The organism is Bacillus sp. EKM501B, from assembly GCF_011800505.1.
GTDB lineage: Bacteria > Bacillota > Bacilli > Bacillales > Bacillaceae_G > Bacillus_A > Bacillus_A cereus.
On record NZ_JAALFZ010000005.1, the window covers coordinates 110,186 to 125,408 of the forward strand.

Consider the following 15,223-nt stretch of genomic DNA (forward strand, 5'->3'; position numbering starts at 1 on the left):
ATAAAAAAGCAAACCATGTAAAACCTTATTAAACTACTTCTTTTTCTTCCACTACCGGCAATTCATAAGCTGTTTTATATTTCATCATGCCATATACAATGTTTACAAGCCTTCTCATAATACATACCAATGCTTGTCCTTTTGTTTTTCCCTCTTTAAGTTTCTTTTGATAATATGCATGAAACACTGGGTTTCTGGGTAACTTACTTCCTTTCGCTACTTGCACTTGTTGTACAGCTAAATTATAAAATAAAGCGTGTAGCGCCCTGTTTCCTTGTTTGCTTTTGTGTGTCTTACCTTTCCCACCAGAACTAAAGTAAACAGGTGCAATCCCCGCAAATCGTGCTAATTTATTGGCATTTGGAAATCGCCTTACATCCCCAATTTCTGCAATTAATGCTGATGCCGTCACAAGTTCTATTCCCGGCATCGTTTCTAATTGATAATCTAGTAGTTTTACTAGCTGTTTTAATTCTCTCTCGATGTATTTCATTTCTGTCTTTTTAAACTCAATATCCCGTACAATACTTCTTACTAAAAAGTCTCGTGTTTCTTGATATTCCTTCATTGTATGTCCATCTTCTTTTAAAAGTTTTAATATTTCGCTTGCTTTCTTTACTGAACATGTATTGTTGCTAACATCCAATAAAAAAGCTGTTAATTGCTTTATATTCGTCCCCTCTAAACAAGAGGGTGACGGATACTGCTGCCAAAATGCTAATGCTGTTTTCCCATCTACCTCTGAGAAAAACTTTTTATAACTTGGATAATGGTGATTTAATTGAATATGTAGTTGATTCTTTAACGCACTTTGTGCTTTTACTAATGCATTCCTTCTTGATACTAGTTGTTGTATCGACCAAAATAAATCGTTTGGCTTTGCATCTGGTTTGCTCAAATTTGTTTACCAATATGCGTGCCACACATTCCGCATCCCAACTATCATTTTTTTGTATCATCACTTGGCTTTTTCGTTCTAAAAATAATAAAGCTGGATTTACTTCTTTCACTACTCGTTCATGGTCTACTAAATATTTCGCTAATGCTCTTCCGTAACCACCAACATCTTCTAAACCAAATACAACTGATATACCATCACTCACATATGTCTCTACTTCTAATAAAAACTTCGAAAATGCAGATGATTTATTATCAAATTGTATTTCTCCTAATTTCTCTTGCCAACAATTAATCATAACAGCCGTATGATGCTCCTTATGTAAATCTACTCCTACATACAAATAGTTCTGTCTATTATGCATAACTCATCCCTCTATTCAATGATTTAGTCATATATAAAAATGTCGGCAACCTTAGTTCGAGCGTTCATCTTCCGATGCGCATAGGTACGCAAGCCTATCCATTTTCATAAGTACATATAGTAAAATGAGCGATTTTTTTAAGCAGGACTGTTACATAATTGCTGGATGCTGCCCGTTTGCCTGTATTTGTCCGTATGTATACACGCCACGATAAAAGCTCTCAGGGTCTAACATGCGTTTCACTTGCACTTTCGTAAACAGCTTTCCTTTCTCTGTACGATACCCTTCCCTATTCAGTAGTTCTGCCAATTGAGTTAGTGACCAATGTTTTAAAAAATGTCTTAATTCAAATAGTCTCCGTACAGCCACTGCTTTCTCAGCATCCACTTCTAACACCTTTTGCCCTTTTGTTGCCTTGTAGCCAAACAGTACACCGCCACCTGCATATCCACCTTGTTCTGCTTTCTTCTTTCTGCCTCGACTTAGCTTTAATGCAATCTCAAGACGTTGATATTGATCTAATAGCTCTAACATACCATTTACTAAAAAGTCATTTGGGTCATGCGTGTATATACTATAATTTGGTTGTTCAATTGCTTTCACATCTACCTTGTGTTTCTTTAGCTCTCGTTGTATTAACACTTTTGCCATATCAGAGCGCCATAACCGAGATGTATTTAGTACAATAACTTTGCTCACTTGATGATATGCCATATCCGACAATAGCTCTTGTAGACCTTCACGTTCAACTGTTAATCCATCTTCATCTACTTTCGCTCCGCTGATTCCTTTATCTTCGTATATGTGAAGCAGTTGTAGTTTATTTTCGATGCAGTACCGTTCAATTTCTTCTACTTGATACGTTAGGCTATACCCTTCACGCACTTGTCCTTCCGTTGAAACTCGTACATAACCAACTACTTTCTCTCCCATATTGAGCCCCTTCCCGTTACAGCAATTACAATCCCTGTAACGTTTACCCGTTTTTTGCGGATAACGTGTGCATAACGTCCATCCGTTAAAACGTACTTTACGATGATTTCCAAAAATAATACAACCCTTTATTTTTTCCTCTACTATCGTCGTACGCTGTACATAGCCATTACAATCTATAAAACAACAATAAAAATTTAACACTTAATACACTTATAAAATTATAATGCTCTTTTAAATTTCTACGCTTAAACGCAAAAAAGCACTTGTTGCCTTTAATTGACAATCAAGTGCTTTAAGTTCATATGTTTTTAAGTAACATAAGTTTGTAAGTTTTGTAGTAACAGTATGACACCTTTTGTATGTCGTGACAACTACTACGTTAAAACTTACGAGTTTGTACGAGTCCGTTAGTTTCATGTCCATTCCATGTCTTTATATTCGTCGCACAGTAAAATGTCATCTCTCCTAAGCTCGTAATTCTTTTTCTATTCTATCATTGCACATAATACTCCATGACGGTACAACCATCATGAAGTACGTATTTTCAAACACTCTATTTTTTTCTCTCCACACCACATATACTTTATTTTCATTGATCTTTTTATGAATTATTGTATATTTAACTTTAGCAATACAAACATTGACATATCTGCAAATGAATTAGTAAGTGTAAGTTATTAAAACTAATCCTATATATCCATTCGCATAGGAGTAAAACACTTGCTTCTTCTATTATTGGACAGGGCCCATAAACTCAGTAATAATTAGAATATGTTCCTTCAATTTCACCTTTTTTAAATTCTCTACTTTTTCTTCTCCACCAAGCCGTAGTAAAGGTGTATAACCAAAACATTCTTCATACTCTGGTTCATTATATTGTTTTATTGCCTCTGGATAAGGTAACCAACCTAATGCCCTTTGTTTAAATGCTTCTTCCTCTAAAAATCTAATAAACAAGGAGAATTTTGAGGCTAACACTTTTGTTTTACCTTTCCGATAGTTAATCATAACTATATACGACTCTTGATTTTCATCTTTCTCAAAAATTATAATATCACCTAGGGATGTAGTAAAAATAGGAATCGTTCCTTTACTCCTTAAGTATGTGTCACTTACTAAAGAACTAAAATCATCCGGATTTATTACTTTTAAATAGCCATCCATAAAAGTCCCATAGCCATAAATTCTCCATGCTTCAATCAATTCTTTAGGAAGGTATTCTTTATACTTATTTATTGTAGACTCTTCTACTTTACTATTTTTTTTAAAATCACTATAAATACTCAATTGACAATCCTCCTTTAATATGTAAGTTTAACATTTAAATACGTATTTTTCCGTTGTTCTAGGGTTAAACTCTTTTCTAATTCCTTGATTTGTTCATCAACAATATCAATTCTATACCGCCATTGACTACCTAGTGAAGAATTTATCCTTTTATCCCCCAGACCACCAATATGCAACGGATTTCCCCCTGCTATTTGATCAGGATTATGAAGTGCTGCCTGTGTTTTCAACCAACTAGCTGCTTTTCCCTCAGCTTCTTCCCAAGACATTCCACTTTCAAATAATTCTTCTATTTTTTTACTTAAGGCTTTTTCACGAGCTGCTTGTTGTGCTGCATTTCCTTCTATTGCTCTACCTTCATCAATAAATCGCTTCCGATTTTGCTGATACTCATATACGGTTAATTCATTCATACCTTTTTCTTGATCCTTTAACTGTCTTGCAAATTCTTCTGAATCGAATTTAGTTTTATAATTAAAGTTTACTTCAATTTCATCAATTCGCGGAACGTTATCTAGGTTCTTTACTTCACCCGTACCCTTAGCAAGTTGATAAGCGTCATCCTTAGCTGCCGTACTTGCCTTTGAAAACTTTCCAGCTACTTCTCCAACAGTTGAAGATTCTATATAAGGAAGCTTCATTCCTATTCCAGTATCCACCGTCCTAACTGCTACTGGAATAGGAGTATTTTTCATAGCATCTAGTGCATTCTTTAAAGTCTTATTTTCCTTAAGCGATTGTACCACATTATTTCTACGCTAAAACGCAAAAAAGCACTCGTTGCCTTTAATTGACAATCAAGTGCTTTAAGTTCATATGTTTTTAAGTAGCATAAATTTGTAAGTTTTGTAGTAACAATATATCTATTTTGTTTTCTGTCCACTTCAAATATATTTTGCTATAGATTTATCAGTATTTATGTTTTTATAGCTGTACAGTAAAATACACTTAAAACAAGCATAATTGTATAAACTACCCCTTTAAAGCTAATATTTCTTCTCTATTATAGTCAATCATTGCTAAAAAGTACTCGTCAAAGTTCTCAAATCTATCTATTTCTTCGCCCGCAAACCAAATAATCTCTCCTGGTCTAGAAGAAGAAGGTAGACATAAAACAAATAAATCCCTATCAAATTTCGAAACTGCAATTGGTAGTAGCTCATGTCTTAAAACACCACTACCCTCTAAAACAACATCATCTATAGCTTTTAATAGCATCTGAGCATAATCCATTATAGAAGATTCCTTTAATTGCTCCGTACCAAATAAATCCACCGTTTGATAAAAACCTGCCCAACCATTGGCATATTGAAGAAATTCTCGATACATTGAATCAAGTTTATATCCCAATTCTTGTTCAATAGTGCAAATAGATTTTTCATTTGCTCCCACCTCTGGAAAATGGTGTGGCCATATTTTTTCTACATCTTGTTTCATTAGCTCCTGCTTCACTAAAATCATTGTAGCTATCTTATCTTTCCAATTATTCACCGTCTACTCCTCCTCTACAAACTTAAATTTTGTAGGTTTATAACCAATTGGATATTTATTAGCCTGTCCACCTATGCTCATATTAACTTTTGGGTCAAGGTCTAACCAACTATGAGGATCCGGTTTCCCTATCCAAGTTGTATCGGGAACATGACCAACATGTCCCTTGTATGCTTCTCCATTATCGGCAGCACGCTTGCCTTCTAGTCTTGCCGCACGTGAAGCTTCTTGTCTTAATTTACCTTTAGTTGATACTCTTCCTGTTGGTGATAAAGCACCCGCTTCTAAAGCTTTATTAGATCCCTCAACATAAGCCTTAACTTGTGCTATCTGTTCATCTGTCGCTCCTGGTGGTGCTTTGACTTCAACAGGTCCCCCAGTTTTACCCGTACCCTATGTTGTAATCTTAAACTCTCACAATAAAAAAGCAAACCATGTAAAACCTTATTAAACTACTTCTTTTTCTTCCACTACCGGCAATTCATAAGCTGTTTTCCCATCTAACTCTGAAAAAAACTTTTTATAGCTTGGATAATGATGGTTTAATTGAATATGTAGTTGGTTCTTTAATGCACTTTGTGCTTTTACTAATGCATTCCTTCTTGAAACTAGTTGTTGTATCGACCAAAATAAATCGTTTGGCTTTGCATCTGGCAGTTGATTAAATTTGTTTATCAGTATGCGTGCTACACATTCCGCATCCCAACTATCATTTTTTTGTATCATCACTTGGCTCTTTCGCTCTAAAAATGATAAAGCTGGATTTACTTCTTTCACAACTCGTTCATGGTCTACTAAATATTTCGCTAACGCTCTTCCATAACCACCAACATCTTCTAAACCAAATACAACAGTTATCCCATCACACACATATGTCTCTACTTCTAATAAGAACTTCGAAAATGCAGATGGTTTATTCTCAAATTGTATTTCTCCTAGTTTCTCTTGCCAACAATTAATAATAACAGCCGTATGCTGCTCTTTATGTAAATCTACTCCTACATACAAATAGTTCTGCCTATGATGCATAACTCATCCCTCTATTCAATGATTTAGTCATATATAAAAATGTCGGCAACCTTAGTTCGAGCGTTCATCTTCCGATGCGCATAGGTACGCAAGCCTAGCCATTTTCATCACTCTAGTAGTATGTATAGTAAAATGAGCTAATTTTTTAAGTGAGTTTATAAAATAATTGCTGAATGTTTCCCATTTGTCTGTATTTGACCATATGTGTATATCCCTCGATAAAAGCTCTCCCGGTCTAACATGCGTTTCACTTGTACTTTCGTAAACCGTTTCCCTTTCTCTGTACGATAGCCTTCTGCATTCAGTCGTTCTGCCAATTGAGTCAGCGACCACTGCCTAAAAAAGTGTCGTAACTCAAATAGTCTACGTACAACCACTGCTTTTTCTGCATCTACTTCTAACACTTTTTGTCCTTTCTTGACTGTGTACCCAAACATCACACCGCCACCCGCATATCCACCTTGTTCCGCTTTCTTCTTTCTGCCTCTACTCAGCTTCAATGCAATCTCGAGACGTTGATATTGATCTAGTAGTTCTAACATGCCATTTACTAAAAAATCATTTGGGTCATGCGTGTATATACTATAATTGGGTTGTTCAATCGCTTTCACATCAACCTTATGTTTCTTTAGCTCTCGTTGTATTAATACTTTTGCCATATCAGAGCGCCATAACCGAGATGTATTTAATACAATCACGCGCCTCACTTGTTGATATGCCATATCTGACAATAGTTCTTGTAAGCCTTCACGTTCAACTGTTAATCCATTTTCATCAACAGTTGCGCCACTTAGTCCTCTATCTTCATATACATGAAGCAATTGTAAGTTATTTTCCATACAATAACGTTCGATTTCTTCTACTTGATACGTTAAGCTATAACCTTCACGCACTTGTCCTTCTGTTGAAACTCGTACATAACCAACTACTTTCTCTTCCATATTGATTCCTCTCCCGTTACAGCAATTAAAGTCCCTGTAACGTTTACCCGTTTTTTGCGGATAACGTGTGCATAACGTCCATCCGTTAAAACGTACTTTACGATGACTTCAAAAAGTAACACAACCCTTTATTTTTTCCTCTACTATCGTCGTACACTGTTCACAGCCACTACAGTCTATAAAACAACAATAAAAATTTAACACTTAATGCACTTATAAAATTATAGTGCTCTTTTAAATTTCTACGCTAAAACGCAAAAAAGCACTTGTTGTCTTTAATTGACAATCAAGTGCTTTAAGTTCATATGTTTTTAAGTCGCGTAAATTTGTAAGTTTTGTAGTAACAGTATGACACCTTTTATATGTCGTGACAACTACTACGTTAAAACTTACGAGTTTGTACGAGTTCGTTAGTTTAATATACATTCCATGTGTTTATATTTATCGCCCGGTAAAATGTCATCTCGCCTAAGCTCGTACTTTATTTTCTATTCTATCATTGCACATAACACTCTATGATGGTACAACCATCATGAGGTCTTTACTTTTTAACAGCCTATTCTTTTTCGTTCTCATGCCTTACCTGACTGTGTATACAAATTTTAGTACCACATGCTTTATCACTCTAGTATATAACCTATAAGTCCTGTAATAAATACTTAGGCAGTTACTATAGCTAATTGTATTGGTTTCCTTCACTAAATCACAAACTATTCATCCCATTCCTCATATACAACTGACCCCATATAAATTAAATTTCCACTTTTAAATTTAACTTCATCTATATCTCCATCGTACTCAAAATCATATAATCTAATAACAGAATCATAGGTTTCTGGCAATTCTTCCCCATAATGTTCCACAAATTGTGATAAAATTTCCGCTTCGTAAGAGGAACCACTTAAAAGGGTAGTCAACGATGTAGTGGAGCCCTCTATCAAGATACTCTCTAATAAATCTTGGTTATAATCAATAAAATCAATATTAAAGTCTCTCATGAATTTAGATTGAATTCTGTCCCCAACTTCATCAAACTTAATTTCAACATATTCTTTTAGACTTTGCTTAATTCTAAAATTACCTATCTATAAAGACATTACGCCCGGTTTTTCCATAATGAATCCCCCTATATATAAATTATAGTAACATCACTTATCTTAAGCCTTCAGGTAATGAATTTATTCCACCTTTCAATCTAAAATGTGCCCAATTTTTTAATCTTCTTTTAAATGTACTATAATCTAAAGAACTATCAATAATTTTTAACAACTCTTTATGTGTTGTAGTAGAACCTATATCACCATGTTTACCTATTGGATTAACAAATTGTCCCACTCAAATATTAGCTTATTTAATTTAAACTAAAGTAAAAAAACCTTGAAAGGCAATCAGCCACTCAAGGTTTTTAATACGCTTAATTTAACTCATATACTTTCATAAAGTTAAAAAATTACCATCTATCATCTACAGTAATTGTATATTGTGCCACACCGATAAACTTCAAATCACTATTTTTAAATTTACCTTTTGTTTTTTGAGCATCATATTCCAAATTGTAAATTAGAATAGCAGCATTAAATTCTTCACTATATCTTATAGTATCAAACTGTTCTAAAAATTGATCGGAGTAAGAAAATCCATCTAATAAATCCTTCACACTGTTTGTCGATTTACTAATCCATTTCTTTTCAATTAAATCGCGATCATAATAATCTAAGTTAAAGTCTTTTTCGAAAGTTGAAGAAATACTGTCTCCATCTTCTGTATACTCAATATTTGTATAATTCATTAACTCTTCCTCATTCTCAAAATTCCCAATCCATATTGATACATGGTCATTCATAATTTTACTACCTCCTTAATTCAATTGGTAATCCCATCTTTCCGCTTTCCAATCTATCTTCTGCCCAATTATTTAATCTTTTTACAAAGGTTTCATAATCTTTTGATGTATCTATAATTCTTAGAATTTGATTATGAGCTACTGTAGAACCTTCGCCACCATGAACACCAGGTGGATTAACAAATTTTACATCTTTTGTTAAAGTTCTCATTTCTTTTATATCATTCATTGATATTCCCCACTCTTTAAACTTTGGAGTTCTTGCCACCAAATGCCACTCATGATATCCTCCCGGTCTTCGAATTCTATCTTCAATCCTTTTTCTTAACTTAGGGTTCTCCCACATTTTATTAAACTCCTTTGAAGATAACTCGTCAAACCATTTATTGAACTCTCCATTCCTAATAGAAGGAATAGTTATTTTCCCTATAGCTTCACCCGTACCCTTAGCCACACTACCTTCCTTACTAACTCCTGAACCACCACTACCCTTAGCAAATTGATAAGCGTCATCCTTAGCTGCCGTACTTGCCTTTGAAAACTTTCCGGCTACTTCTCCAACAGTTGAAGATTCTATATAAGGAAGCTTCATTCCTATTCCAGTATCCACCGTCCTAACTGCTACTGGAATAGGAGTATTTTTCATAGCATCTAGTGCATTCTTTAAAGTCTTATTTTCCTTAAGCGATTGTACCACATTTTTACCCAAATTTGGATTAAAACCAGGCATTCCTTCTTTGAATTTTAATAATTTGGCTAAATCAGCTAATTCACTCGTGCCTTTGAATGCTTTTACTCCTTTTCCTAATAGCCCTACAGCTGGGATTGCATCTAATCCGCCAAAAATGATGTTTCCTGTTCGTTCTTCTTGGCTCAATTTCCGGTGTGTTCCCCAGTCTTCTCCGTCGATACCGCTTTTTATTTGTACAGCGCCGTATACAACTGCCGCAGCGGTTCCGAGTGGTGGACAAAGGATTGTTGTGATGATGATTCCTACGCCTATTCCTATGTCTCGCACCATTTCTAGTTTTTTCTGTTCATCTTCTATCGATTTGTATTCAAATCCTCGTGTGGATGGGACTACTTTCTTGTATTCTTCATAATTTAATTTTGCATCTGGATTTTGTTTTTTTAGTTCTTTGTATTCTGCCCTAAGTACGTTATCAAATGCAGGTGAATCTTTAAAAATATCTTCTACTGTTATTTTATCTTTCTTCTTCTGTATTGTTTGTGGTACACTTCCGTAGCCTGCATGCGCACCTGGTAATACTGTCGTTGTTGTAGAGCCAATTCGGTTATTTGTTTCAAAACTGAGAATAGATGTATCTCTCATTTTTTGAGCGAATTTATCCATTTCTACTAAAAAAGGTTTATCTATATGTTCAGAGACTAATCGCCCTGCTTCTCCGCAATATTTTTGTAATGTCGAATAGCTATCAAGTAATTCCCCGATTTTTTGCGATTGATCTTTAGGATTAAAATGTATACTACCATCCGAGTCTAAATCTCGTATTCTTCCATCAATTCTTTTTAATGATTCATTTGCTTCCCGTAATTTCATGAGTGCATCTTTTGTAATTCGATTCATACCATCTCCCATGTTTTGCCATGGTTCAGGTCTATATTTCACATCCATCTCGTTTTCATCCCCCCAGCCGTATGGTGATTTCTACAACTTACTTAATATTTCACGTAATTGTTCGTCCTTTTCAAGCATTTCTACACATACATTTCCTACAACTGTCGCTGACCTAGAATAGTGTTCAGCCAATTCTAGTGTTTTGTGTAATATATCAGGATATTTTTCAATTACTCTCATCGCTTCACCTTTTTGATAAAAATCACAGCTTAATAAACTCTCAATATTCGTTCCAATGACGTCTACATGGATTTTATATATATTTTCTAACTTCATTACTATATCAAGTAGTTCTTGAAAATTAACTAATACTTCTTCTCCACCACCAGAACCACTATCTCCCATTGATACTTGCATTATTGAATACCTCCTAACGAGAATTGTCTCGGGTCAATTAACTTTTTATATGGCATTTTTAACACGTCATACAATTTCTTATTAACCGCATAGAGGCTCACCCAGTCATATCGATTACGATCTACATCTATTTGAACGAAATCTTCTCCTTCAGTAAAATATAAGAAACATTCCCATTTTCCTCCTCTATTACTTCGAGGCCTCGTATACGTTTCTATCGCTATAACGTCTTTATTTGATAAATCTTTTTCCTCAAATGTTTGTTGTTCTGCCTCTGTCATTCTCTTTGAGAAAAATGTATCTTCTATTTCCCTCGGTTCTCTCAATAAGAAAGGAATGCGTGTTAATAATGAAAAATATACGTCCGGTTTTGGTATGTAGTCGATCTCGTATTTTTTATTTGGTTCTATTTCTGTTAATACAGCCACTCGGTCTTTATCCTCTTTTAAAAAGCCAATTAATACATTATTCATTCTCGTGTATTCATGACAATTTTCATATTCCTTTAATAGTTCAATTATTTGAAAAGCTGCAGGGGTAATTCCATTTTCACTTGTAAGTAGGCCTTTTTCTTTTAAACTCGTAGTTGCTTTCGTGACACATTCTGCATCAAGTAAAATAATTGCGTCACGGTTTGGCAATCCAAATATATCGGTAACCCCAGCTGCACCTGCGAGAACATATAATTCAGCAGGTGCAAAACTCATTTCTTTCCCCATTCTTTTATCCCTCGTTTCTCCATCACAGTTGTTTTATCTCCCTTACTTCCGATTTATCTCCGTACGTTTGAATGCTTTTATCTAACTCTTTCAAAGCTTTCGTATGTCCTTCAAATGCCTCTACCATTTCTGAATTATATTGAATGATCAAATCAAGATAACTTAAAAATGCATCTCTCGTTTTTCCATTCCATTTCGCACCTGTGACATATGCTTTTAAGTCTTTCGCTTGGTTTAAAGAATCCTTCATACCATTTTCAATGTTTTGTGCGTAAGAAATGGCACTTGCAGTGTTACTTCCTATAATTTCAACCTCTTTACCACTCATGTTCGTTCCCTCCATTCTTTGTATGCTTAATGGATAAGTTTTTCAAATTCCTTTTTCTTTTCTTCAAAAGCCTTGGTCGCTGCAGCGTATGCTGACGCTTTCTCCGATTCTGCTTTCGCTTTATATTCCAAATACTTTGCATAAGCTGTACTTTTTGCAGATCCAACATCGCTTAATGCACTTTTAAAATAGGATACTAATGTATGTAATTCTTCATCCTTTTCATGACGTTTTTGTTCAAATTCAACTGCCGGAATTTTATTAGCTTCTAAGCCATTACTTTTACTCTCATACTCTCTCTTCGCTGATTCAGCCTCTTGAATGAATTGCTTTAACTCTCTTTCTTTATCTTTTAAATAATCATGTAAATCATCATACCGATCTCGTTTCCTCGCACTTTCTGTAAAACCAGACGCATTTAAAAAAGCATTGTACAATTCATCTAACATCTTTCTCCCCCTTTAGCACAATAACTATGTAGTTAAATTCGTATATTTAAACATGAATATTCATTACATTAAGAATTAACAAATAATTATTTTTACATATTGCTATTTTATCAAAGGGATTTTAACATTTCCATATTTTATGAATGGCTTTCGCATTTTTCTTCAATAAAGTGAAACTTTAATCAATATGACTATGTATTTATTACCTTTTATCCAATTCATTCGTATTAAATCCTTGCTTGAGAGTAAGACCAGTTCTTTCTTATTTCATAAACAACTATTTCTGGATAATCCCAATGAAGCGTACGAGTAGGCTCCCGGACTCGTTTTACTATTCCTTGGGCTGTTTTGTTTCTATATTCATTCCAATATTTTGGCTCAGTCGCTCTTAAAAGAACAATAGAAAAAGGATCTGATATGAATATCAGATCCTTAACTTTAATTTCTTAATACATACATCTTTTTACACGATAACTGGTTCGTACGTGCTCAAATTATCATACTCAGTTTTTACAATACTAGGTGGATGGTTAACACATCCTCAGATTCACCTTTTCTTGTAGCAGTGCATAATGTTTAATAAAATTAAAGCATATTTTTACTTACCAGACTTAATTTTTTCGTTATATTCTTCTAAAGTTAACCCTTTTTCTTTTAGATAAACGGCAACTTCTTTTCCTACATAACGATAGTGCCATGGCTCATACTTAATGCCAGTAATATTCTCTTTATCTTTTGGATAGCGGAGAGTAAACCCATATTCTGCAGCGTTCTTATCTAACCATTTGAATGCATCGGTAGTTTCAAATTTTGCATTTAAATCTTCTACAGTATTCTGCCATTCAACTGAAATAATGTCTAACGCTAATCCAGTATGATGTTCACTTGCACCAGGATACTGAAGATATTCCAATGCCTTAGCACTAGCCTCTTTATCCGACAAACCTTGAGATTTATAGCTTTTAACTGAAGCATCATAATAAGTTTGTTGTAATTTTATAGCTCGATAACCTGATCTTAAATAAAGATTGATTCCCTCTTTTTTTGCAGCTGCTACCATATCCTGATAGGAAGTTGCAATTCTACTATCTATTTTCATATTTGGCTTCGCATTTTGAGTGATACTTGTTAATTCAATTCCTAGTTCCTTTGATAACATATGCTCTCTATTTACAAGGATAATTCTCCAATCATTAACATCAGAGATAGGTAAAACATCTTTTTTCTTCGCATGTATTTCATTTTTATTTTTATCGTTATTATTAGTAGTTGCCTGAGATGTTTGCTTTCCACTACAAGCAGCAAGACTCCATCCCATTGCTAATACCAATGCTAAAATTATAAATTTTTTAATTGTATCTCATTCCCTTTTTGTTTATTAGTCTTTATACCAATTTCCCAACACGTCTCTAGGAATCTCCTTGAAATCCTTCAAAGAAACGGGGCCGACAAATTTTTTAATTCCATGTTTTTTAGAATTTTCATCCGAATAATCTTTTAAAAATTGAATTTTAAATTGTTTCTTACCATCGGCATAGTCGGTTACTGTCGGTACGATTGCCGCTTGTCGTATACCAAAAGTCTTATCTTCATACTTAACAAATTGTACATAAGATAATCCTCCAACTAATGTTTCTAATTTTTCTTGCGCAGAAATAAGATTTCCAAGAGAATAATAGATTAGCGTTTCATGTCCATCTTTATTTTGTTTCCACTCAATTGGTTGAATTACATGTGGATGATTTCCAATTACTACATCTACACCTAAATCTGTTAAATATTGAGCAACTTCTTTTTGTTGCTTTGAAGGTGTTGAGGTATATTCTACTCCCCAATGCACCATAACAATCACCATATCAGAGCTACTCTTTGCCTTTTCCACATCATTTTGTATCGCTTTTTTATCAATTAAATTTAAAGCCCAAGACTTATCAGCTGGAATTTTAATTCCATTCGTACCATATGTATAATTTAGTAACGCAAAACGAATACCATTTTTTGTAATCGTTTTTATTTCATTACGCTCGTTTTTACTCTCATTAATACCTACCGGGATAACATCCGGATATTTCTTCCAGTATTCTCTTGTATTCGCAACACCTTTAATACCCATATCCATAGCGTGATTTGTCGCTTGCGTCACTATATTGAATCCAGTGTCCACTAAAGATTGGCCTACTTCTTCAGGTGTATTGAAAGTCGGATATCCCTGTACTTTTAAATTATTTCCGGCAATCGGAGTCTCCTGGTTCACTATAGCAAGATCACTTGATTTAACAGCTTTTTTGATATTTTCATAAATATAATTATAATCATATGAACCGTCTTTTTGTTTGCCATCTTTAATTACTGCGTCATGATATAAATTATCACCCGTTGCTATTAAATTCACAACCGATTGTACTTTTTTATCTTCCGTAAAATTAGGAGACTGTTGGATAGGACTTTTATCTACCCAATTCGGTGCTTTTAATGATGTATCTATATTGGATTCAGCCGGTGGTAATGAAGCTTTAGATGTCTTAACATCTGTATTACCACAAGCGGTTAAAAGCACTAAAAAAATAAGACATACTAAAAAAAACTTTTTACTTCTCTGTAAAGTATCTAACATGTGATCCTCTTTTCTGTTTTATTCCTTATAACCAGTTCTAACAAATCATTCTTTAAAACAACGTATTTTGGTTTTACCCTTAATTATGGAAGGACACTCTGTTACACCTGCTTCGGAATATACTAATAATTGTTTTCCGCTTTCTAGCAATCTATCGATTCCATCAGAAGTGATAGGTTACTAGAAAAAGATGATCCATCAGGATGTCGACTAGTTTGATATACCTATTCCAATTGCAATAACTCGTTTAATATTTAAACAAGATAGGAGAATCGTTCATATAGCCTCTTCTCTCGCTTTATGTTTAAAGTGCCTCCAAAAAAGGGAT

The 15,223-nt window shown here is 34.2% G+C and carries 15 protein-coding genes and 3 pseudogenes; all 18 read right to left on the minus strand.

Going from position 1 to position 15,223, the window contains the following annotated elements:
* Window positions 1–28 precede the first annotated feature (28 nt).
* The 18 genes and pseudogenes from HFD78_RS13175 to HFD78_RS13255 all read right to left on the minus strand — a co-directional run bounded on the left by HFD78_RS13175 (window position 29) and on the right by HFD78_RS13255 (window position 14,895).
* A pseudogene (locus HFD78_RS13175) lies at window positions 29–1,262 on the minus strand (IS110 family RNA-guided transposase).
* Window positions 1,263–1,412: 150 nt separating this feature from the next.
* Window positions 1,413–2,195 (minus strand): recombinase family protein, encoded by a 783-nt coding sequence (locus HFD78_RS13180; RefSeq protein WP_191968080.1) that lies wholly within the window; start codon window positions 2,193–2,195, stop codon window positions 1,413–1,415.
* 735 nt (window positions 2,196–2,930) lie between these two features.
* Window positions 2,931–3,485 carry a T6SS immunity protein Tdi1 domain-containing protein gene (locus HFD78_RS13185; RefSeq protein ID WP_097995698.1) on the minus strand — a complete coding sequence of 185 codons (555 nt, stop codon included), beginning with the start codon at window positions 3,483–3,485 and terminating at the stop codon, window positions 2,931–2,933.
* Between the two features lie 14 nt (window positions 3,486–3,499).
* A complete protein-coding gene (locus HFD78_RS13190; protein ID WP_050399644.1) occupies window positions 3,500–3,976 on the minus strand; it encodes a polymorphic toxin type 15 domain-containing protein in 477 nt (158 codons plus the stop codon).
* Window positions 3,977–4,015: 39 nt separating this feature from the next.
* Window positions 4,016–4,234 (minus strand): annotated as a pseudogene (locus HFD78_RS29945) (hypothetical protein); the annotation flags it as partial.
* On the minus strand, window positions 4,198–4,377 hold the full coding sequence (locus tag HFD78_RS30080) for a hypothetical protein (RefSeq protein ID WP_374058670.1): 180 nt from the start codon (window positions 4,375–4,377) through the stop codon (window positions 4,198–4,200). The gene HFD78_RS30080 and the pseudogene HFD78_RS29945, both read right to left, overlap by 37 nt.
* A gap of 80 nt (window positions 4,378–4,457) precedes the next feature.
* Window positions 4,458–4,976, minus strand: a complete 519-nt coding sequence (locus HFD78_RS13200) for an SMI1/KNR4 family protein (protein WP_001067164.1) — start codon at window positions 4,974–4,976, stop codon at window positions 4,458–4,460.
* 486 nt (window positions 4,977–5,462) lie between these two features.
* Window positions 5,463–6,005 (minus strand): annotated as a pseudogene (locus HFD78_RS13205) (IS110 family transposase); the annotation flags it as partial.
* A 155-nt stretch (window positions 6,006–6,160) separates the two neighbouring features.
* Window positions 6,161–6,946, minus strand: a complete 786-nt coding sequence (locus tag HFD78_RS13210) for a recombinase family protein (protein WP_000391698.1) — start codon at window positions 6,944–6,946, stop codon at window positions 6,161–6,163.
* A 710-nt stretch (window positions 6,947–7,656) separates the two neighbouring features.
* Window positions 7,657–8,031, minus strand: a complete 375-nt coding sequence (locus HFD78_RS13215; RefSeq protein WP_232293935.1) for an immunity 22 family protein — start codon at window positions 8,029–8,031, stop codon at window positions 7,657–7,659.
* A 365-nt stretch (window positions 8,032–8,396) separates the two neighbouring features.
* Complete coding sequence (locus HFD78_RS13220; protein ID WP_000997785.1) at window positions 8,397–8,789, minus strand: immunity 22 family protein; 393 nt, start codon at window positions 8,787–8,789, stop codon at window positions 8,397–8,399.
* A gap of 7 nt (window positions 8,790–8,796) precedes the next feature.
* Complete coding sequence (locus HFD78_RS13225; protein WP_000382738.1) at window positions 8,797–10,425, minus strand: hypothetical protein; 1,629 nt, start codon at window positions 10,423–10,425, stop codon at window positions 8,797–8,799.
* A 33-nt stretch (window positions 10,426–10,458) separates the two neighbouring features.
* Window positions 10,459–10,785 (minus strand): hypothetical protein, encoded by a 327-nt coding sequence (locus HFD78_RS13230; protein WP_001198201.1) that lies wholly within the window; start codon window positions 10,783–10,785, stop codon window positions 10,459–10,461.
* Window positions 10,785–11,504 carry a DUF5081 family protein gene (locus HFD78_RS13235; protein WP_000514121.1) on the minus strand — a complete coding sequence of 240 codons (720 nt, stop codon included), beginning with the start codon at window positions 11,502–11,504 and terminating at the stop codon, window positions 10,785–10,787. The genes HFD78_RS13230 and HFD78_RS13235 overlap by 1 nt, the downstream gene beginning before the upstream one ends.
* Window positions 11,505–11,526: 22 nt before the next feature.
* Window positions 11,527–11,832, minus strand: coding sequence for a WXG100 family type VII secretion target (locus tag HFD78_RS13240; protein ID WP_000014537.1), 306 nt, complete (start codon window positions 11,830–11,832; stop codon window positions 11,527–11,529).
* 26 nt (window positions 11,833–11,858) lie between these two features.
* On the minus strand, window positions 11,859–12,281 hold the full coding sequence (locus HFD78_RS13245; protein ID WP_000883470.1) for a hypothetical protein: 423 nt from the start codon (window positions 12,279–12,281) through the stop codon (window positions 11,859–11,861).
* A gap of 598 nt (window positions 12,282–12,879) precedes the next feature.
* Window positions 12,880–13,611 (minus strand): M15 family metallopeptidase, encoded by a 732-nt coding sequence (locus tag HFD78_RS13250; RefSeq protein ID WP_000241986.1) that lies wholly within the window; start codon window positions 13,609–13,611, stop codon window positions 12,880–12,882.
* A 48-nt stretch (window positions 13,612–13,659) separates the two neighbouring features.
* Window positions 13,660–14,895: a CapA family protein gene (locus tag HFD78_RS13255; RefSeq protein WP_000887599.1), complete on the minus strand. Its 1,236-nt coding sequence runs from the start codon at window positions 14,893–14,895 to the stop codon at window positions 13,660–13,662.
* Window positions 14,896–15,223 lie beyond the last annotated feature (328 nt).